The following is a 20,392-nucleotide window of genomic DNA, read 5'->3' as shown; positions in this document are numbered from 1 at the left end:
GTCCGGCCGCTCGACCGATCTGTTTTAGGGAGACGGTTCATGTACGACTACGACCTGCTGGTCGTGGGATCGGCCAACGCCGACCTGGTGATCGGGGTCGAGCGGCGGCCCGCGGCCGGAGAGACGGTGCTCGGCACCGACCTCGCCGTCCACCCGGGCGGCAAGGGCGCCAACCAGGCGGTCGCCGCCGCCCGCCTCGGAGCCCGTACGGCCCTGCTGGCCCGGGTCGGCGACGACGCCAACGGGCGGCTGCTGCTCGACGCGCAGCGGGAGGCCGGCGTCGACACCGTGGGCGTGCTGGTCGGCGGTGCGCCCACCGGGGTCGCGCTGATCACGGTGGACCCGTCCGGGGACAACAGCATCGTGGTCTCGCCCGGCGCGAACGGGCGGCTGACCCCCGAGGACGTCCGCGCGGCCGGGAGCCTCTTCCAGGCCTCCCGGGTGGTCTCGGCACAGCTGGAGATCCCGTTGGAGACGGTCGTGGAGGTCGTACGGAATCTCGCTCCCGGCGGCCGTTTCGTACTGAATCCCTCACCGCCGCGCGCTCTTCCCGCCGAGGTCCTCGCGGCCTGCGACCCGCTGATCGTGAACGAGCACGAGGCGCGGGTGATCGCCGGTACGGGTACGGCTCTGGGCGACTCCCCCGAGGAGTGGGCGGCGGCCCTGCTCGCCCTCGGCCCGCGCTCGGTGGTCATCACGATGGGCGCCCAGGGCGCGCTGGTGGCTTCCGCGGAGGGCGTCGTCCGGGTGGAGTCGGTGAAGGTCGAGGCCGTGGACACCACGGGGGCGGGCGACGCGTTCACGGCGGCGCTGGCCTGGCGGCTGGGGTGCGGTGAGCCGCTGACCGACGCCGCCGGGTACGCCGCCCGGGTCGGGGCCGCCGCCGTCACGCGGCCCGGCGCGCAGGTGTCCTTCCCCACCGCCGAAGAGGTCGCGTCCCTGTGCTGTGCCATCCCGGGGGACAACCCCCGGACCCCCGGCCGGAAAAGCAGCTCGGGAGAGTTGGCCGGAGAGCCCTGGCGAGGTGAGTCCCGGTGAGGAGAGCCGGAATCCTGAACCGCCATCTCGCGGGCGCGCTCGCCGAGTTGGGCCATGGGCACGAGGTCCTGGTGTGCGACGCGGGCATGCCGATACCGGCGGGCCCGCGCGTGGTGGACCTGGCCTTCCGGGCCGGGGTGCCGTCCTTCGCGGAGGTGCTGGACGGCCTGCTGGACGAGCTCGTGGTGGAGGGCGCCACGGCGGCGACCGAGGTCCGCGACGCGAACCCGGCCGCGTCGGCGCTGCTGGACGGGCACTTCCCCGGGCTGACACTGGTCCCGCACGAGCGCCTCAAGGAGCTGTCGGCGGACGCGCGTCTGGTCGTACGCACCGGGGAGGCCCGGCCGTACGCGAATGTGCTGCTGCGCTGCGGGGTGTTCTTCTGACCTCGACCGGGCCAAACAACTTCGAGGGGGCCCGGTCCATGGACCGGGCCCCCTCGGGTTTCCCCTCCGTATCAGAACCCCGCGATCCCCCCAGATCCCCCTCCAGAAGTCCTGATGCCAAGTACGACCCACGGAGTGCGGGAAGGGTTGCACGGTCTTCTGAGATTCTTTTCGGGGGTTTCGGGGGGCGGGAGATCGGGAGGTCGAGTCCTCAGGCCGGTCTGCGCATGATGTAGGCCAGGAGGGTCTCCAGGTCGCCGGCTCCCGTGATGGGGTCGATCTTGTAGTAGGTGGCGGAGCCGCTTCCGGGGAAGTAGGGAAGATCGTTCACGCTGTGTTCGGGGAAGACCACGCGCAGGAGGCGTCGGTGCCACGTCGTGGGATGGCCGTGCACGTAGTCCGAGAGGTAACTCCCTTCCCAGCTCACCCCCTCGCCCTTGCCCGGTGCCTCTGTGTGCTCGAACCGGCGCTTGTACGCCTGTGACGCGACCATGATGATGAAGTCCGCCTTCTGGCACTGGCGCTGCATCCACCGCGTCCAGATCTGCGGCTCGCTGGCCGCTTCCTGGTCCAGTCGCACGTCGGCGCCCCCGTTGCGCAGCAGATCCGCCAGGGAGGCCGCCCGCCGCTTGTGGGCGGGATCGTCCTCGTCGTGCGCGTAGGAGATGAACACCCGCGGCTGCCACCGTTCCCCGGGCGCGGAACTCCTCGGCTTCGGAACCTTCGCCGTCCTCGGCTCGGCGGCCCGCGGAAACGCGGGTTCCAGGTCGGGCCGGTCGTCCTTGGGCAACGGGGGAAGGTAGGCCGTGTATCCCCTGCAGACGGAGCGCGCGATCTCGTCCACGACCTTGGCGTACTGCTCCGATTCGGGGCCCAGATTCCACACGAGCCCGAACAGCCCGCTCTCGGAGTACTCGGCCACCACATCGGTGCTGATCATGGGGGCTCTGGGCAGGCCGGGCGGGAGGGATTCCACCGGCTGCCACCGGACCAGCACACGCATTTTCGGGCCGGCGAGGGGGCGCCACTGCAAAGGGACGCGGTTCAGGCGGTGTTGGAAGAGGGCCCAGTCCCTGCCGCAACCGCCGTCCGCGTAGTACTTCGGGGAACAGAGGGCGACCAGGACACCGGCCTCGGCGACGAGCGAGCGGCGGACGTCGGCCGGCACCTTGTCGTCGCACATCTCGGCGCTGACGGGGAGCCCCCGCTGCCTGCCCACCTCCTGGGCCAGATCCTGATGGAATCGCCTCACGTACCAAAGGTTTTCCGCGGCGGCGAAACTCGTGACGAAGTGGTTCGCCATGGGCAACCCCCTTCACTTCCCCTTGCCCATCGGCGTCCTCGATGACGCCGAAAAGCCGCGAACGTTGGCCAGTTGATGCCTCACCGCACATGAATCGCGCTGCGTACGGTAGGCGGGGGGACCTCTCATCGCCATGCGGCCGAGCACTCCGGCCCGGGGATGCGCCGACCCCCTCGGGGCGAACGGGGGCAGGGGTGGAGCGGTTGTGGAACCATCAGGCAGCACTCCATCGGACAGCGATCCCGAACACGCCACATCCATCCGTTCGGACCCGTACTGACACTACGTCAACCGACGACCTGTGGAACAGGTATCAGGGACCGACTTTCGGCGAATCGGCACCGCCTTCCCAGCATTGGCCAATGCCTCGGATTTCCGTGACATCCGACGGCAGAACCACACTGACGGCATTCGACCAATTCATCGTCAAGCTGCACAGCAGATGCAATCTCGCGTGTGACTACTGCTACGTCTACGAATTGCAGGACACCGGGTGGCGAGGGCGCCCGCGGACCATGCCCGCGGCGGTCCGTGACCGCGTGGTGGAGCGGATCGAGGAGCATGTACGCCGTCACGGGCTGCGCCAGGTCAGGGTGATCCTGCACGGCGGCGAACCACTCCTCGCCGGCGCGGAAGTGATCGCCGGCTTCGCCGCGTCGGTCCGCCGGGCCCTCGGCGCGGCGGGCGCCGAGACGCACCTTGCCGTCCAGACCAACGGCACCCTGCTCACCGACGCCATGCTGGACGTCCTGCTGCACCACGATGTGCAGGTCGGGATCAGCCTCGACGGTGACGAGGAGGCCCAGAACCGCCACCGGGGCCGGCGTGGAAAGGGCGGCGGTGCGCGGACGGGCAGCCACGCACGGGTGGCCGAGGCCCTCGCCCGGCTCGGCTCCCCCCGCTACCGCGGGCTGTACGGCGGCCTGCTGTGCACGGTGGACCCGGCCAATGATCCGGTGCGGACGTACGACGCCCTCGCGGCCCACCACCCGCCGGCCGTCGACTTCCTTCTGCCGCACGGGACTTGGGACCTCCCGCCGCCCGGCACGGACGGCCCGGGAGCGCCGTACGGCGTCTGGCTGACCGAGGTCTTCGACCGGTGGTGGCAGACCGGCCGTCCCGTGCGGGTGCGGCTCTTCGAGTCGATCGTCGCCCTGTGCCGGTACGGGACGGGCAGCAGCACCGAGCTGCTCGGCACCGTGCCCGCCGCGGTCGTGGTGGTCGAGACGGACGGAGCCGTCGTATGGACGGAGTCCCTCAACGCCGTGGCGGACGGGGCCGCGCACACCGGGGCGAACGTATTCAGCCATTCCCTGGACGCCGTGCTCGCGCTGCCCGAAGCCCCGGAACACGGCGTCGGCTCGCTGTGCCACACCTGTCGCGGGTGTCCCTTGGTCAACGTCTGTGGCGGCGGACTCCGTGCTCACCGCTTCGGGCGGGGACGGGGTTTCGACAATCCCTCGGTGTACTGTCGGGACCTCTCTCTGCTCATCCGGCACATCCGGGGTCGACTGTGCCCATGAAGAGACCGTGGAACACACGCCCGAAATCAGCGCCCCGATCAGCACAAATATCCGGAATTTCGCGCAACTTCAGAGGGACCCGCGAAGATGTGGCGGTTTCAAAGCAGTCTCACACAGGGCAAAATTGCCTATGATAGACCCGAATTGGCACCGTTGCGCAAGCTCGGACAGACCAATGAGCGCGCCGACGCCGATGTGGGCCAATGGGGCAGAGACAGACCGTCGTCGTTCGGGAGGCTGGTCCCTTGGGGGGTTGCTGTGGGGCCGTTGTTCTACACCAGTTATGCCAGTTCGACCGGCGACAGAGGACCGGTCCAGCGGTTCCACTTCGATGTCCAGACCGAGATCTACAGCGTGCTGGGCCGCCACCCCTCGGCCGAGGGCCGGCTGAAGCACGCTGAACCCGCACCCGGACCGGATCCCGCGGTCCTCACCTGCCGTTCCCTGCTGGTGCTCTACTCGGCCGACTATCTGGACGACGCCCAGTGCGGCAGGGAGTGGTCCGTCTTCCGCGAGCGGATGGACCGCCGGCTGTGGCTGACGGGAGAGCCGGCCGATTCCCTGATCGGCGTGCTGTGGCGGGCCGAGTCCCTCGTGCTGCCCAGAACCGTGGCGAACACCGGTCAGCTCCTTGACGACTTCGGGCAGGGATACCAAGGCCCGGGAGTGCTGGGCCTGCAGCGGGATCCGAGCGCCTGGGACCGCTACCGCCTGCTGGTCCGGCGTGTCGCCGAGCGTCTGATGCGCGCCGCGAAGACCCCGCTGCCCGCCATGGCCGAGGCCGAAAGCCGCACGGTGGAGCCGTACTTCGGCCCTGCCCGGGTTCCGGCGCAGGAGCAGCGCGCGGACCGGCCCGCGCCCCGGGCCGCGGAGCGGCGGACCGGTGAGCGGCGCGTCCTGCTGGTACTGGTCGCCGGCACCAGGTCCCGTATGGAACGCCTGCGCGAGTCCGTCGACGCCTACGGGGAGACCGCCGAGGAGTGGCGGCCCTTTCGTCCGTACAGCGACGAGCCGGCCGCCGCCACCGCCGCCTGGGCGGCGCACGCCTGCGGTGTCGACCGCCTGACCGTCGTCACCCTGGACGGAGGTCGGCCAGGTCCTCTTTCGGGTCATGTTCCGGGTGGCGGCGAACCCGCCGTCGTCCTGGTGCTGGTCGATCCGTGGATGACGGGCGACGCCTCCTTTCCGGCGCTGTGGGAGCAGTTGGCACGCTCGAGGGCGCGCGTCGCGGCCGTCGTCGTGGTGCTTCCGCGGCTGGACGAGGAGAGCCGGCTCGCCGCCTCCCGGCTGCGCGAGGCGCTGTCGCGGACCCCGGCGCGGGTGCTGGGCGCCTCGCACCACGAGGTCGGGTCGCCGGAATCGCTCACGCACACCGTGGCCGCGGTGATGGCCGATTCCTTCACCGACCCGATGGCGGAAGACCCTCCCTGGGACAGAGCGGGTGAGCTGCCCCTGGAGAGTTCCGCGGAGCGGCTCATCCGCAGACGGCACGAGCGCGCCGGCTGGCTCAAACGCGGGCGGGGGCCCTGGCCCCCCTTATTCAGCGGGACACCCAGAGAATCATGGGGCGGGGGATGAGTACGACCAGTCGTCCGGCGAGGATCATCTCGTTCTATTCCTACAAGGGGGGCGCGGGACGCACCATGGCCCTGGCGAACATCGCCTGGATCATGGCCAGCAGGGGGAAGTCGGTCCTCGTCGTGGACTGGGACCTGGAGGCTCCCGGGCTGCATCTCTACTACGCCAAGTACCTTCCGGTCTCCGACATGAGCTACGGCGCCGGGGTCCTGGACATGTTCAACGCCTTCGCCGAGGCCGCGAACAGCGACGAGCTGCTGTCGGAGGATCTGCGCGGGCTGCACGAGGACCACACCAACCTCGATCGCTATCTCGTCGACATCCGCCACCCCTTCCCGCGGGGCGGCCGTCTCCACTACATCGCTCCCGGCCGCATGGACGAGGGCTACGCCAACCGGCTGCACGACTTCGACTGGGGCCAGTTCCAGACCAGCGACGACGGCAAGGAGTTCCTGGCGGCGCTGCGGTCCCGGATGCAGGGCAGCAACTACGACTACGTCCTCATCGACAGCCGCACCGGACTGTCCGAAGGCGCGGGAATCTGCACGCTCGCCCTGCCCGACGCCGTCGTCATCGGCCTCGCCATGAACCGGCAGGCGATCGACGGCGCCCGGCAGATCGCCCAGCGCATCAGGGCCCATCACCGACCCATCGAGCTGCACGTGGTGCCGATGCGCATCGACACCTCCGAGAAACTGCGACTCGACCGCACCATCGCGGACGCCCGCACCGCCCTCGACCCGTTCCTGGACATCACCGGCGAGGACACGCTCGACGCCTACTGGGGCGAGGTGCAGATCCCCTACCGGGCGTACTTCGCCTACGGCGAGGAACTCGCGGTGATGGTCGAGAACCCCCGGCATTCCCACACCTTGCTCGCGGGGTACGTGAGGGCCGCCAAGCGGATCACCGACGGCGCCGTCGACTGCTTCGAACCGGTGCCGGACGAGCTCAGGGCCGAGTACGAGGACTGGAAGTTCCAGGTCGAACGGTCCACCGAGCCGCTGACCGTGACGATACTGAACGCTCCCGACGACCAGATGTGGGCCGACTGGATCGGCGAGCAGCTCAAGCCCGCCGGCGTCGAGGTGGTGGTGCAGCCGCAGGCGGACGACAAGCCCCTGGACTCCCTGCCCGACTCCGACTACGTCCTCGCCCTGCTCTCCCCGCACCTCCAGGGATCCCCCGCGGGACGGATGGTCGAGCGCCTCTCGGTGGGAGCGCCCGTCGGCAGCGCCCGCAAGCAGAAGATCGTGGGCCTGCGGGTGAGCACGGCCCGGCTCGGCGCGCACTTCGACTGGCCGGACGCCGCCAACCTCGCGGGGCTCAACGAGCGGGCGGCGCATCGGGCCCTGCTGTCCCGCTTCAGCCGGGGCGACGGCGACGCCGGGCGCTTCACTCCCTCGTACGGCCCGCGCTTCCCCGGCCGACAGCCGGACGTGTGGTCCCTGCCCATGCGCAACGCCCGCTTCATCGGACGGGTCCGGCAGCTGGAGTCGCTGCGGCAGGGGTTCGGCTTCGCGACGGGCGCCTACTCGGCACCGCGCGTCCTGTGGGGCATGAAGGGCGCCGGCAAACGCCAGGTGGCGCTGGAGTACGCGCATCGCTTCGCGTCCCAGTACGACCTGGTGTGGTGGATTCCGGCGACGAGCCCGGACAGCATCCAGGCCTCGCTCAGGGATCTCGCCCAGGCGATCAACGCGGCCTCCGGCGACGTACGGTCCGGTGACGACCTGCGGGCCCTGCTGGAGGATCTGCGGCTGGGGCGGCACTGCTCGCGCTGGCTGCTCGTCTTCGACGGGGCGGAGAACAACCAGACCGTCGAGCCGTATCTGCCGGGCGCCGGCACGGGGCACGTCCTGATCACGTCGATCAACTCGCAGTGGCCCGCCGAATACGACCCCCAGCAGGTGAAGGAGTTCACCCGCGAGGAGAGTCTGCAGCTGCTCAGCAGGGGCATCTCGGGGGCGAGCGACAGCGCGCTGGACCGGCTCGCGGATCAGGTGGGAGACCTGCCGCTGCTGCTGCAGGCGGCGGTGGCCCAGCTGCGCGCGTACCCCCGGCGGATCGACGACTACATCGCCCTCCTCAACAGCGGCGAGGCGGCCTCCCGGGACGAGGTCCTGCCGGAGTACCAGTCGGTCGACGCGGTCTACCGGCTGGCCTACACCAAGCTGAAGGCACAGTCCGCGGCCGCCGCCAGGCTGCTGGAGTTGTGCTCCTTCCTGTCGCCGGACGGCGTCGGCATGCACATCATCGAGTCGCCCGCGATGGTGGACCTGCTCTCCCAACTGGACGGCAGGCTGCGGGACTCACTGCGGCAGGGCAACGTGGTGAACCGGCTCGTCGAGCAGGAACTGGCCGGGGTGGACCAGAAGGCGCGCAGGCTGAAGGTGCACCGGGTCGTGCAGGACCTGGTCCGCGGCTGGCTGACCCCGGAGGAACGGGAGCGCACCCGCGCCGAGGTCCTGGGCGTGCTGGCCTCGCTGGTGCCGTTGGACCTGTGGCGGCACGAGCAGCGGCACCGGGGCGCCTTCGCCGAACTCGACCGGCATGTGCTCGCGTCCGGCGCGCTGGAGAGCTCCGACCCGGAGGTGCACCGCTGGCTGGTGAGCCAGGTCTACTACCGCTGGACCTCGGGACAGTGGCCCGCGGCACGGAAGCTGGGCGAGCGCGTCCTCGACGGCTGGCGGGAGGCACTCGGCCCCGAGGACACCATGGTGCTGCGCATGGAGTCGCAGGTCGCCGCGGCCTGCCGGATGCTGGGCCAGTACAAGTGCGCCCTGGAACTGTCCAGCCATGCGGTACGGATCCAGCGCGAGCGCGACAGCCACGACCCCTACACGCTGCTGGCGGCGCGCGGCTACGCCGCCGACCTGCGGGCCACCGGCCGGTTCCAGGAGGCCTTCGACGAGGACAAGCGGACCTACTCGGGGCTGGTCAGGGTGATCGGCCGGGAGCACAACGGCACGCTCGACGCCTCGAACAACCTTGCGCTGTCCCGGTTCTACGCGGAGACGGTCGAGGCCGCCGTGGACCAGGACCGGGCCACCTACGAGGCCCGTAAGCGGCTGTTCGGCGCGGACGACCACCGGCCCTGGGTCTCGTACGCCGCTCTCGGCACGTACTTCAGGGAAATGGGAGATCTCAACTCCTCCGAGAGGTATCTCATCCAGGCCTCGCTGCGGTTCCTCGACCTGGTGGGGCCGGACTCCCACTACTACCTCGGTGCGCTGGCCAGCCTGGGCATGACCATGGTGCGCGCCGGCGAGGCGCAGCAGGGACTGAAGCGGCTGCAGGACGCGTACGTGGGCTTCGAGAACCAGTGGGGCGACCGCCATCCGCGCACCATGTCCTGCGAGTTGTCCATCGCGATCGGTCTGCACGCGGCCGGGCGGACGGACGACGCGGCGGACCGCACGCGGGTGGTCTTCGAGCGCTACGTCGAGGTGTTCGGCCCCAAGCACCCCTTCACCAGCATCTGCCGCAGCAATCGGGCGCTGTACCTGCTGGGGATCGGGGAGGTGGACGACGCGCTCGAGCAGGCGCGGACGGCGGACTACGAACTCCGGGCGGCGCTGGGCCCCGAGCACCGCTACACGCTGGTCGCTCGCATGAACCTGAACAACTGCCTGGACGCCAAGGGAGTGGAAACCGGCTCGCGGGACTCGGAGGACAACGGGATCTACGAGAACTGCCGGCAGCCCTCGGCCTGGGGAGAGGACCATCCGGTCACTCTGACGGCCCTGGCGAACCTCGTGGACTCGCGCGCGGATGACACCACCGGCTTGCGGGCAAACCTCCTGCGCAAGGTCTCCGGATGTTTCCCCGAAGGGCATCGGCTCGCGGCTGCGCTGCTGGCCGAGCCGTATCGCAGGATCGGCGCGGACCTGGAGGTACAGGATGTCTGACCCCTCGGGCGCCACCGCGGCAGCCACTGTGCGTTATCCGGACGGGGAGGCTCCACAAATGAACGAACTAGCGTCACGGCTGCGTCAGTTGCTGCATGCGCAGGGCCTGGCGCATCTGGTGCTCTACGATCGCGACACCCCCAAAGTCGTGCTCGACGCCAATGCGCCACCGGGCTCGGACGAATCCGGGATTTCGACGACGTCACGCACCCATGAGCGCGCCGGGCGGCAGCTCTTTTACATTCTTGAAGAACTCGAACCCGATTTCGCCGAGTTGCGCACCGGCGCACTTATTCGCACCGTGTTGCGCGTCCCGACGGGCGCGGTGCTCTATTACCTGGTCGAGCCGGGATTCCATCTTTACGGTGCCACGTCGGCCATGGACCGGCTCAATGAGTTGGACACCAGGATGGCCGAGTGCGTCAACGGCCTCAGGTCGGCCGTGCGTTACAGCCCGTTGAACTACGGCGCCTGGTTCAACGACGAAGTGTGGGTGGAGAAACCGGCCCCCGACGCGTTCGCGGCGCCCGCCGACCCCGCGGCCGAGCGCGGCCCGGAAGGCGACGCCGGCTCCTACGCCTTCGGGGAACTGACGGACGACGGCCGCATACCGGCCGAAGCCGAGGGGACGCTGCGGGCGGCACTCGATGTGAACGGGCTGCACTACATCGCCTACTACACCGACCCGACGTCCGTGTGCACCGCCGACATTTTCAACCACCCGGCGCTCAGTGACTTCTTCCGGGTGCGGACCGCGGATCAGCGGCGGGACAAATACGGCAGAATGGGCCAGCTGCTGCCCGGCGTGACCCGCCGGATGAACATGTCCCTGCGCGCGATCCTGCGGGGAGAGGTGCTCCAGGTGGTCCTCGACGTGGAGCAGGGCGCCGTGTACTTCCACGCCCTGCCCGACGGGCGGTTCCTCGTGGGGGTGACGCTCGACCAGTCGCGGGTGACCGAGGCGGACCACCGCATCGTACGGCTGAGGCAGGAACTGACCGACGACTGACCCGGCGCCGCGGCCGGCCGAGAGGACGTGGGCGTGCTTTCTCGAACGGGCCGTTCCGGACGGCCGTACGCCCTGCTGGAAGCGCTCTTCCTGCCCCTCCTGCTGCCCGTCGCCGTGGCCGGCGCGGGCTGCCTGGTCGGCGCGTGGACGAGGCTCGACATCCGGGCCGGTGGCGGGTTCTACGGATGGCTGACGTCCGCGCTGCTGGCGGTCGGGCTGTACGGCAGTGCCGGCGGGATCTCCCGGCCGCAGGCGCGCGGCGACGTGTACCGGATCGTCGTCGCGATCACGTTCGGCGTGCTCGTCAAGGCCGCGTTCATCGCGGGCGTCCTGGCGCTGGCCTTCCCGGGCGACCCCCAATATCTCGTCCTCGCGGTCGCCATGGCGCAGATCGATCCGCTGTCGGTGTCCGCGATGCTGGAGAGCCGTGGCATGTCGCCGCGGGCGAAGTCACTGCTGGCGGCCTGGGCCTCCTTCGACGACCCGGTGACGACCGTCCTCGTGGTGATCCTGAGCTCGATGGTTCTGCAGGGCACCGGCGGTATCGCCGCGGACACCAAGACATATGCGGCGACCCTCGTCGGCAATCTCGCGCTCCTGGTGGCGGCGGCGCTCGTCTGGCTCGCGGTGCGGCGGCGCGGTCCGGCCGACGCTCCGGTCGGCGGGACCCGCAGGGCGATGCAGATCGTCGCCCTGGTGGCGCTGCTCGCCGTGGCCGCATGGCAGTTCCTGATGCTCGGGCTCGCGCTGTCGGCCCTGTTCTTCCGGCCCGCGCTGGGCCGCCTGCTGGGGCGGGCGACCGGCGCGGCCCTGCTGGTGGCCACCTTCCTGCTGGGCGTACTGCTGGCCCAGGGCGCCGACTTCGCCGTCGGTGCCGTGCTCGGGCTCGCCACCTTCACCGCGCAGATCCTCGTCGGCGCGGCGGTGTCGGTCGGCTTCTCGCACCGCGACCGCGCGTCCCTGTGCCTCAGCCAGCAGAACGGCATCACGGCCATCATCCTCGCGCTGCTGCTGGAACCCCGGCTGCCCCGGGCGGTGGCGATCGTCGCACCGGCGATCCTGACCGTGAACGTGCTGCACCTGGCGTCCAACGGCCTGCTGAGCCGTGTACGGAAGAGCGGGGCACCCGAGCGGAGCATGTCGGCCGCGCCGGGCACGGGCGAGGAGTCACCCGTGCCCGGCGCCTCCGCCTAGGGCCCCGAACGTCAGGCCGCGTGCTCCAGGAAGCGTGCCGCCGTCTCGGCCAGCACCTCCCGGCCGTCCCGGGCCCACAGCGCGTCGTTGAACAGTTCGACCTCGATGGGGCCGGAGTAGCCCGCCGCCTCGACGTACGAGCGCCACTCCCGCATGTCGATGGAGCCGTCGCCGATCTGGCCGCGGCCGTTGAGGACGCCCTCGGGCAACGGGGTGGTCCAGTCGGCGAGTTGGAAGGTGTGAATGCGGCCCGAGGCACCGGCGCGGGCGATCTGCGCGGGGGCCTGGTCATCCCACCAGATGTGGTACGTGTCGACCGTGACACCCACTTGCTCCGCGGGAAAGCGTTCCGCGAGGTCAAGAGCCTGGGCAAGGGTGGAGACCACGCAGCGGTCCGCGGCGTACATGGGGTGGAGCGGTTCGATGGCCAGGCGCACCCCCCTGTCCGAGGCGTACGGGCCGAGCTCCCCCAGCGCGTCGGCGATGCGTTCCCGCGCGCCGTGCAGGTCCTTGGAGCCCTCCGGCAGACCGCCCGACACCAGCACCAGCGTGTCCGTACCGAGGGTGGCCGCCTCGTCGATCGCCGCCCGGTTGTCGTCCAGGGCCCGCGCACGCTCGTCCGGGTCGATCGCCGTGAAGAAGCCGCCCCGGCACAGTGTCGTCACCGACAGACCGGCGTCCCGGACGAGCTTGGCCGTCGCCTCGACGCCGTACGACTGGACGGGTTCGCGCCACAAGCCGACGCCCGGGACACCCAATTCGAGGCAGGCGTCGACCAGTTCGGGCATGGACAGCTGCTTGACCGTCATCTGGTTGATGGAGAAGCGGGCAAGGCTCATGGGGTCACTCCGTACAGGGCCAGCAGGGTCTTCATGCGTGTCTGGGCCAGCGCCGGGTCCGGGAACAGGCCCAGGCCGTCGGCCAGTTCGTAGGCGCGCGCGAAGTGCGGGAGCGAGCGAGCCGACTGCAGCCCGCCCACCATGGTGAAGTGTTCCTGGTGCCCGGCCAGCCAGGCCAGGAAGACCACGCCCGTCTTGTAGAAGCGGGTCGGCGTCTGGAAGAGATGGCGGGACAACTCGACGGTGGGGTCGAGGAGTTCACGGAACCCCTTCACGTCACCCGTGTCGAGGACGCGGACCGCCTCCGCCGCGAGCGGGCCCAGCGGGTCGAAGATGCCCAGCAGGGCGTGGCTGAAGCCCTGGTCGTCGCCCGCGATCAGCTCGGGGTAGTTGAAGTCGTCGCCCGTGTAGCAGCGCACCCCGTCGGGCAGCCGGCGGCGCAGGTCGATCTCCCGCTGGGCGTCCAGGAGGGAGACCTTGATGCCGTCGACCTTGTCGGGGTGCGCGGCGATGACCTCCAGGAACGTGTCGGTCGCGGCGTCGAGGTCCGACGAGCCCCAGTAGCCCTCCAGCGCCGGGTCGAACATCGGGCCCAGCCAGTGCAGAACCACCGGCTCGGAGGCCTGGCGCAAAAGATGGCCGTACACGTCGAGGTAGTCCTCGGGCCCGGCAGCGGCCGCGGCCAGCGCCCGGGAGGCCATCAGGATCGCCTGCGCGCCCGACTCCTCGACGAGGGCGAGTTGCTCCTCGTACGCGGCCCGGACCTCCCGCAGAGAGCCGGAGGCGATCTGATCGGTCCCCACTCCACACGCGATACGGCCGCCGACGGCCTTCGCCTCGGCCGCGGACCGGCGGATGAGCTCCGCCGCGCCCGCCCAGTCCAGGCCCATCCCGCGCTGCGCGGTGTCCATCGCCTCGGCGACGCCGAGCCCGTGGGACCACAGGTGGCGGCGGAAGGCGAGGGTCGCGTCCCAGTCGACGGCTGCGGGCGAGTCGGGTGAGACGTCCGCGTACGGGTCGGCGACGACGTGCGCGGCCGAGAAGACCGTACGGGAGGTGAAGGGCGCGCCGGTGGCGAGGGCGAGGGGTTCGGTGCGCGGCTCATACGCCGTCAACCGGCCGTTCACGTCCGGGAGTTGGATGGTCACAGGGAAATCTCCGGTACGTCGAGACGGCGACCCTCGGCCGAGGACTTGAGGCCGAGTTCGGCGAGCTGGACGCCGCGGGCGCCGGCGAGGAGGTCCCAGTGGTAGGGCGCGTCGGCGTAGACGTGGCGGAGGAACAGCTCCCACTGGGCCTTGAAGCCGTTGTCGAACTCGGTGTTGTCCGGGACCTCCTGCCACTGGTCGCGGAAGGAGTAGGTGGCCGGGATGTCCGGGTTCCAGACCGGCTTGGGCGTCGCACTGCGGTGCTGGACACGGCAGTTGCGCAGTCCGGCGACGGCCGAGCCTTCCGTCCCGTCGACCTGGAACTCGACCAGCTCGTCGCGGTTGACGCGCACGGCCCAGGAGGAGTTGATCTGGGCGATGGCGCCGCCCTCCAGCTCGAAGACGCCGTACGCGGCGTCGTCCGCGGTCGCGTCGTACGGCTTGTCCTGCTCGTCCCAGCGCTGCGGGATGTGGGTGGCGGTGAGCGCCTGGACGGAGGTGACGCGTCCGAACAGCTCGTGCAGGACGTACTCCCAGTGCGGGAACATGTCGACGACGATGCCGCCGCCGTCCTCGGCGCGGTAGTTCCAGGAGGGCCGCTGGGCGGTCTGCCAGTCGCCCTCGAAGACCCAGTATCCGAACTCGCCGCGGATGGACAGGATCCGTCCGAAGAAGCCGCCGTCGATGAGGCGCTTGAGCTTCAGCAGGCCGGGGAGGAAGAGCTTGTCCTGGACGACGCCGTGCTTGATGCCCTTGTCGTGGGCGAGGCGGGCCAGCTCCAGGGCGCCGTCCAGACCGGTCGCGGTCGGCTTCTCGGTGTAGATGTGCTTGCCGGCGTCGATGGCCTTCTTGATGGCCTCCTCGCGGGCGGAGGTGACCTGCGCGTCGAAGTAGATGTCGATGGACGGGTCGGCGAGGACCGCGTCCACGTCCGTCGACCAGTGCTCGAGTCCGTGCTGCTCGGCGAGCGCCTTCAGGGCGTGCTCGCGGCGGCCGACGAGGACCGGCTCGGGCCACAGCACGGTGCCGTCGCCCAGGTCGAGGCCGCCCTGGTCGCGCAGGGCGAGGATCGAGCGGACGAGGTGCTGGCGGTAGCCCATGCGTCCCGTCACGCCGTTCATGGCGATACGCACCGTCTTGCGTGTCACGTCATTCCCTTCGTACGCGGGTCCGCGCCGCGTACGCCCCCACTGGAGAACTGGTGAGCGTGACAGCAAGCGCTTTCTATTCCTCTGAGAAGCTAGCCTCTGTCCAGCCGATTGGACAAGACCATGTGGGTGACGAGATGTTCGATCGTCCGGACGGCTGGACGCGGGGGGCGTGGACACGGTCGGATGGACCAGCACGTGGGGGCATACGACTGCACACCTGTGGACCCACATGCGGGGCCGGGCAACTGGATGCCCTTGAGGTCGACGACGAGATGCGCAACCGGAGGACGACGAAATGACCGTGACCCTGGCTGACGTGGCGGCGCGTGCACAGGTCTCGCCCGCGACCGTGTCCCGGGTGCTGAACGGGAACTATCCGGTCGCGGCCACCACGCGTGACCGGGTGCTGCGCGCGGTGGACGAGCTGGACTACGTACTCAACGGACCGGCGAGTTCACTCGCCGCCGCCACCTCCGACCTCGTCGGCATCCTCGTCAACGACATCGCCGACCCCTTCTTCGGGATCATGGCGGCCGCGATCCAGTCGGAGATCGGGGGGCCCGGGGGGCGTGCGGGCGGGGAGCGGCTGGGGGTCGTGTGCAACACGGGCGGCTCCCCGGAGCGCGAGCTGACCTACCTCACGCTCCTTCAGCGCCAGCGCGCCGCCGCGGTCGTCCTCACCGGAGGCGCGGTCGAGGACACCGCGCACGCCGCGGCCGTCGCGGCCAAGCTGCGCAGGCTGACGGACGCGGGGACCCGGGTCGTCCTGTGCGGGCGCCCGCCGGCGCCGCAGGCCGCCGAGGCGATCGCGCTCACCTTCGACAACCGCGGGGGCGGTCAGCAGCTCACCGAGCATCTGATCGGACTCGGACACCGGCGGCTGGGCTACATCGCGGGGCCCGAGGAGCGGACGACGACCCGGCACCGGCTGGAGGGCCACCGTGCCGCGCTCGCCGCGCACGGCATCGAGGACGATCCGCGGCGCACCGTGTACGGGCGTTACGACCGTCGCTCGGGGTACGAGGCGACGCTCGAACTCCTGCGCCGCGACCCGGAGTTGACCGCTGTCGTCGCCGCGAACGACACCGTCGCACTCGGCGCCTGCGCCGCCCTGCGGGACTCCGGGCTGCGCATCCCGGACGACGTGTCCGTCGCCGGGTTCGACGATCTCCCCTTCAGTATCGACGCCGTGCCCGCGCTCACCACGGTCCGGCTCCCCCTCTCCGACGCGGGCGCCCGCGCCGGGCGGATCGCGATGGGGCGGGAGGAGCCGCCGCCGGGCGGGATCGCCACGGTGCGGGGGGAGTTGATGGTGCGGGGGTCTACGGGGGCACCGCGGGCCTGAGGCAACGGCCCGGGACATGCGCGACCCGGTCCACTCGCATTTTGATCAGTGCCGCGGCGATGAGTTTCGCGCGGCCCCGCGGTCTCTCTTGCCGTAACCGCCCGAACGACGAAGAGTCTACCGGCCGGCCGCCGAGGGGTAGGCGGTGCGCGGGTGTCCGTTCTATCCTCGGAGCAACGGCATCTCTGACTGAGTCAGCCATTCGGGCCCGACCAGCCAGGACCGACCACCCAGCCCAGAGCCGACCATCCGGGGCCGATCATGACCGTCCAGGACATCCGCTCCTTCAACCGCTTCTACACGAACGTCATCGGCGCGCTGGACTACGGCCGTCACCTGTACGCCCCGTACACCCTCACCGAGTCCCGCGTGCTGTATGAACTCGCGCACTCCCCACACACCGACGCCGCCGACCTGCGCACCGAACTCTCCCTGGATTCCGGGTACTTGAGCCGCATCCTCAACAAGTTCGAGCAGGACGGACTGGTCGAGCGCGCCCCGTCCGAGAGCGACCCGCGCCGCCGCCGCATCACGCTCACCGCGCGCGGCCAGGACGCCGCCGACCTGCTCGACGAGCGTGCGCGGGAAACCGTGGGCTCGCTGCTCGCCACCGTGACCCCCGCCGACCGGGCGCGGCTGGCGGAGGCGATGCGTACGGTGCGGACGATCCTGGGCGACGGCCGGGCCCCGCGCCGTGAGGACGTCGTCCTGCGCGAGCCGGGGCCCGGTGACCTCGGCTGGATCGTGCAGCGCAACGCCGCGCTGTACGCGGCCGAGTACGGGTGGAACACCGATTACGAGGGCCTGGTGGCGAGGGTCGTCGCCGACTTCGCCGAGGATCACGACCCGCATCTGGAGCGGGTGTGGATCGCCGAGCTCGACGGCCGGCCGGTGGGGTGCGTGATGTGCGTACGGGACGACGCCCCCGGCACCGCCCGGCTGCGCCTCCTGCTCGTCGAACCGGACGCGCGGGGCCTCGGCATCGGCGATCAGCTGGTCGGCGCCTGCGTCCGGTTCGCCCGCGGCGTCGGCTACCGCGAGCTGGTCCTGTGGACGAACGACGTGCTCTCCGCCGCCCGCAAGATCTACCAGCGGCACGGTTTCGTCCTCGTCTCCGAGAAACCGCACCGCTCCTTCGGCGCGGATCTCGTCGGCCAGGACTGGCGCCTGGACCTGCACGCCAGTGGGGAGTGAGAGGTAATGTCCGCCTCATGAAGCTGGCCTTCTCCACCCTCGGCGTGCCCGGACTCCCCCTCCCCGACGTCGTGCGGCTCGCCGCCACGCACGGCTACCACGGCATCGAACTGCGCGCGCACCCCGAGGAGCCGGTGCACCCCGGCATCGGCCAGGCCGAGCGGGCCGACGCGGTGGCGGAGTTCAAGGCGGGCGGGGTCGAGATCCTGGGCCTGGCGGGGTACGCGCGCGTGGCCGCGCCGGGCGACGACGCCCCCGTACTCGCCGAGATCCGTGACCTGCTCGATCTGGCAAAGGACTTGGGCGCCCCCTTCGTACGGGTCTTCCCCGGCGCCGCCCCGGACCAGAGCCCCGAGGACGCCGACGCGACGGCGGCCCGGCGCCTCGGGACGGCCGCGGAGTACGCCGCCGACCTGGGCGTACGGATCCTGCTGGAGACCCACGACTCGCACCGCACGGGAGCGGACGCGATCAGGATCCTCGGCCTGGTCGGCCACCGCCAGGTCGGCTCGCTGTGGGACGTGATGCACACCTGGCTCGGCGGTGAACAGCCGTCGTCGACATACGCGGCGCTGTCCCCGTACCTCGGCTACGTCCAGGTGAAGGACATCGCGTCCGCCGAGGACACCACCCCGCTCCCCCTCGGCGCGGGCGTCCTGCCCCTCGCCGAGTGCGTGGAACTGCTCTCCCGCGAGGGCTGGGACGGCTGGCTGTGCTGGGAGTACGAGAAGCGGTGGTACGAGGGGGCCGCGCCGCTTCCCGGGCTGCTGCAGGCGGGACGCGATCACCTGGCGCGGCTGCTCAACGACTCCGCCTAGGCCCGCCTACTCCGTAGGCCCGCCGTAATGCATTGGCCTCACCTGCGGTCGGGCGGTTAACCTCCCCGCCGTGTATCAGCCCGAGCCGCGCCCCGGCATGCCCTCATGAGCCTCACCCGTACGTTGATCGACGTACGGCCCCTGCGCACCTCGCCCGTCTTCCGGCGGCTGCTGATCGGGCGGACGGTGTCCGTGCTGGGCGGCTTCATGACCATGGTCACCGTCATGTACCAGGTCTGGGACCTGACGCACAGCACGGTCTGGACCGGTGCGGTGGGGCTGGCGCAGGCGCTGCCGATGATGGTCGTCGGGCTGTTCGCCGGTTCGTGGGTGGACCGCGGCGACCGGCGCCGCATCTTCCTCCTCGCCACCGTCGGCCAGGCGGTCTGCTCACTCCTGCTCGCCATACAGGGCTTCACCGGGCATGTGCCGGTCACCGGCGTACTCGCGCTGGTCGCCGCGCAGTCCTGCTTCGGGGCGGTGGGCGGCCCGGCGGCGGGCGTGTTCGTGCCCCGGCTGCTGCCCAAGGACCAGGTCGCGGCCGGGCTCGCCCTCAACCAGATCTTCTTCCAGACGATGATGCTCGTCGGTCCCGCGCTCGGCGGCCTGCTGCTCGGCTGGGTCGGCATCGGCACCTGCTATCTGATCGACGCCCTGAGCTTTGGACTCTCCTTCTACGGCGCCTTCGGGCTGCCCGCGCTGCCGCCCGAGGGCGAGCCGTCGCGGGCCGGACTGCACGGCGTGCTGGACGGGCTCCGCTTCCTGGCCGGGCACCGGGTGGTGCGCGGCGCGCTGATCACCGACCTGGCGGCGACCGTGCTGTCGATGCCGGCCAGCCTCTTCCCCCTGATCAACGCCGAGCGGTTCGGCGGCGACCCGCGCACCCTCGGCCTGTTCCTGTCGGCCCTCGCCGTCGGCGGCATCGCCGCGTCCGCGCTGTCCGGTTCCGTCACGCGGCTCGGGCGTCCGGGTCCGGTGATGCTCTGCGGCGCCGGCACATGGGGGCTCGCGCTCGCCCTCTTCGGCCTGATGTCGAACCCGTGGGCGGGTCTTGGGCTGCTGGTGCTGGCCGGGGCCGCCGACACCACCTCCGTGATCTCGCGCAGCACCATCGTGCAGACCCGCACCCCGGACACCCTGCTCGGCCGGGTGACGGCGGCCGAGCAGATCGTCGGCCAGGCCGGACCCAACCTCGGCAACCTGCGCGGCGGCCTGGTCGCCGGCTGGTCCTCCGGCGCGACCGCCCTGGTCACCGGCGGCCTGCTGTGCCTGCTCGCGGTCGGCTTCGTCGGCACGACGACACCCGAACTGCGGGACGGGGCTACGCCGCCGGACGAGCGGTGGACTACGCCGCCGGACGAGCAGTGAACTTCGTCGTCTCGTCGAGGCACCAGTCCAGTACGGCGGGCCAGGAGCCGTAGCCCGCGTCCAGGTCGAGGTGGGCGGCCCCCGGGAGGATCTCGGTGGGGATGCCCAGGGGGTCACCGAAGACGGTCCGCGCGCCTTCCGGGCAGTACGGATCGTCGTCGCCCGCGACGAGCCGGGTGGGCCCGGGCAGGGCGAAGTCCAGCGGGGGCGGAGCGAATTCCGCGACCTCCGGGTGCCGTACGAGCACGGAGGCGGACGGCGGGGCCACGAGCAGCACCCGGTCGACGGCGTCGAGGCCCGGCACGCCGCGTGCGACGGCGTGCAGCCACAGCACGGCGGACGCGCTGTGCGCGACGATCACGCGCTCGGTGGTAGCGCTGAGATCGTCGACGTGGCGCACCAGCTCCGCCAGCCAGACCTCCAGGTCGGGGTAGTCGGGGTCGGGCAGTTGCGGGTAGCTGACGTGATGGCCGAGCTCGCTCAGCCGGTCGGCCAGCCAGTGCTGCCAGTGGGCCTTCGGGCGGTGGTTCTGCCAGCCGTGGAGGATGAGGTAGGAGCGTGTGGTCATGGACCGATGGTTTCCGATC

16 protein-coding genes are annotated in these 20,392 nt (G+C 70.8%); 11 read left to right on the top strand and 5 right to left on the bottom strand.

Annotated features, from left to right (window positions below; genetic code table 11):
- The first annotated feature begins 39 nt into the window (after positions 1 to 39).
- Together ACZ4WS_RS26340 and rbsD are read left to right on the top strand one after the other, a co-directional pair.
- Complete coding sequence (locus ACZ4WS_RS26340; protein WP_467983965.1) at positions 40 to 1,038, top strand: ribokinase; 999 nt, start codon at positions 40 to 42, stop codon at positions 1,036 to 1,038.
- The gene (gene rbsD / locus ACZ4WS_RS26335) at positions 1,035 to 1,424 is read left to right on the top strand and encodes a D-ribose pyranase (protein ID WP_467983963.1); all 390 of its coding nucleotides are present in this window, start codon (positions 1,035 to 1,037) and stop codon (positions 1,422 to 1,424) included. The genes ACZ4WS_RS26340 and rbsD overlap by 4 nt, the downstream gene beginning before the upstream one ends.
- Positions 1,425 to 1,635: 211 nt before the next feature.
- Here the strand turns inward: rbsD and ACZ4WS_RS26330 are convergent, their stop codons facing one another.
- Complete coding sequence (locus tag ACZ4WS_RS26330) at positions 1,636 to 2,727, bottom strand: TIR domain-containing protein (RefSeq protein WP_467983961.1); 1,092 nt, start codon at positions 2,725 to 2,727, stop codon at positions 1,636 to 1,638.
- Positions 2,728 to 3,089: 362 nt separating this feature from the next.
- Between ACZ4WS_RS26330 and ACZ4WS_RS26325 the strand changes: the two genes are divergently transcribed.
- From ACZ4WS_RS26325 to ACZ4WS_RS26305, 5 genes are all read left to right on the top strand, one after another.
- Positions 3,090 to 4,250: an FxsB family cyclophane-forming radical SAM/SPASM peptide maturase gene (locus ACZ4WS_RS26325; protein ID WP_467983959.1), complete on the top strand. Its 1,161-nt coding sequence runs from the start codon at positions 3,090 to 3,092 to the stop codon at positions 4,248 to 4,250.
- A 267-nt stretch (positions 4,251 to 4,517) separates the two neighbouring features.
- Positions 4,518 to 5,828, top strand: coding sequence for an FxsC protein (gene fsxC, locus ACZ4WS_RS26320; RefSeq protein ID WP_467983957.1), 1,311 nt, complete (start codon positions 4,518 to 4,520; stop codon positions 5,826 to 5,828).
- Positions 5,825 to 9,739, top strand: coding sequence for an FxSxx-COOH system tetratricopeptide repeat protein (gene fxsT, locus ACZ4WS_RS26315; RefSeq protein ID WP_467983955.1), 3,915 nt, complete (start codon positions 5,825 to 5,827; stop codon positions 9,737 to 9,739). Before fsxC ends, fxsT begins: the two co-directional genes overlap by 4 nt.
- A gap of 58 nt (positions 9,740 to 9,797) precedes the next feature.
- Positions 9,798 to 10,748 (top strand): hypothetical protein, encoded by a 951-nt coding sequence (locus ACZ4WS_RS26310; RefSeq protein WP_467983953.1) that lies wholly within the window; start codon positions 9,798 to 9,800, stop codon positions 10,746 to 10,748.
- Positions 10,749 to 10,781: 33 nt separating this feature from the next.
- Entirely contained in the window at positions 10,782 to 11,942 is a 1,161-nt protein-coding gene (locus tag ACZ4WS_RS26305) for a hypothetical protein (RefSeq protein WP_467983951.1), read from the top strand.
- An 11-nt stretch (positions 11,943 to 11,953) separates the two neighbouring features.
- Here the strand turns inward: ACZ4WS_RS26305 and ACZ4WS_RS26300 are convergent, their stop codons facing one another.
- Genes ACZ4WS_RS26300 through ACZ4WS_RS26290 form a run of 3 tightly spaced genes read right to left on the bottom strand, consistent with a single transcriptional unit; the run spans position 11,954 to position 15,077 of the window.
- Positions 11,954 to 12,781, bottom strand: a complete 828-nt coding sequence (locus ACZ4WS_RS26300; protein ID WP_467983949.1) for a sugar phosphate isomerase/epimerase family protein — start codon at positions 12,779 to 12,781, stop codon at positions 11,954 to 11,956.
- Positions 12,778 to 13,929 carry a dihydrodipicolinate synthase family protein gene (locus ACZ4WS_RS26295; protein WP_467983947.1) on the bottom strand — a complete coding sequence of 384 codons (1,152 nt, stop codon included), beginning with the start codon at positions 13,927 to 13,929 and terminating at the stop codon, positions 12,778 to 12,780. Before ACZ4WS_RS26295 ends, ACZ4WS_RS26300 begins: the two co-directional genes overlap by 4 nt.
- A complete protein-coding gene (locus ACZ4WS_RS26290) occupies positions 13,926 to 15,077 on the bottom strand; it encodes a Gfo/Idh/MocA family protein (RefSeq protein ID WP_467983945.1) in 1,152 nt (383 codons plus the stop codon). Before ACZ4WS_RS26290 ends, ACZ4WS_RS26295 begins: the two co-directional genes overlap by 4 nt.
- A 298-nt stretch (positions 15,078 to 15,375) precedes the next feature.
- On the opposite strand from ACZ4WS_RS26290, the gene ACZ4WS_RS26285 reads away from it, so the two are divergent.
- The 4 genes from ACZ4WS_RS26285 (at position 15,376) to ACZ4WS_RS26270 (ending at position 19,805) form a co-directional block, all read left to right on the top strand.
- Positions 15,376 to 16,425 (top strand): LacI family DNA-binding transcriptional regulator, encoded by a 1,050-nt coding sequence (locus ACZ4WS_RS26285; protein WP_467983942.1) that lies wholly within the window; start codon positions 15,376 to 15,378, stop codon positions 16,423 to 16,425.
- Between the two features lie 261 nt (positions 16,426 to 16,686).
- Positions 16,687 to 17,619 (top strand): bifunctional helix-turn-helix transcriptional regulator/GNAT family N-acetyltransferase, encoded by a 933-nt coding sequence (locus tag ACZ4WS_RS26280; RefSeq protein WP_467983940.1) that lies wholly within the window; start codon positions 16,687 to 16,689, stop codon positions 17,617 to 17,619.
- Between the two features lie 17 nt (positions 17,620 to 17,636).
- Positions 17,637 to 18,437: a sugar phosphate isomerase/epimerase family protein gene (locus ACZ4WS_RS26275; protein WP_467983937.1), complete on the top strand. Its 801-nt coding sequence runs from the start codon at positions 17,637 to 17,639 to the stop codon at positions 18,435 to 18,437.
- Between the two features lie 105 nt (positions 18,438 to 18,542).
- Complete coding sequence (locus ACZ4WS_RS26270) at positions 18,543 to 19,805, top strand: MFS transporter (protein ID WP_467983935.1); 1,263 nt, start codon at positions 18,543 to 18,545, stop codon at positions 19,803 to 19,805.
- Here the strand turns inward: ACZ4WS_RS26270 and ACZ4WS_RS26265 are convergent.
- Positions 19,783 to 20,373, bottom strand: coding sequence for an RBBP9/YdeN family alpha/beta hydrolase (locus ACZ4WS_RS26265; RefSeq protein ID WP_467983932.1), 591 nt, complete (start codon positions 20,371 to 20,373; stop codon positions 19,783 to 19,785). The genes ACZ4WS_RS26270 and ACZ4WS_RS26265 overlap by 23 nt on opposite strands.
- Positions 20,374 to 20,392: the final 19 nt, after the last annotated feature.

Source organism: Streptomyces sp. NPDC029292, assembly GCF_055569295.1.
The sequence above is the reverse complement of the archived record's forward strand: the minus strand, read 5'-3'. Positions and strand labels throughout refer to the sequence as shown.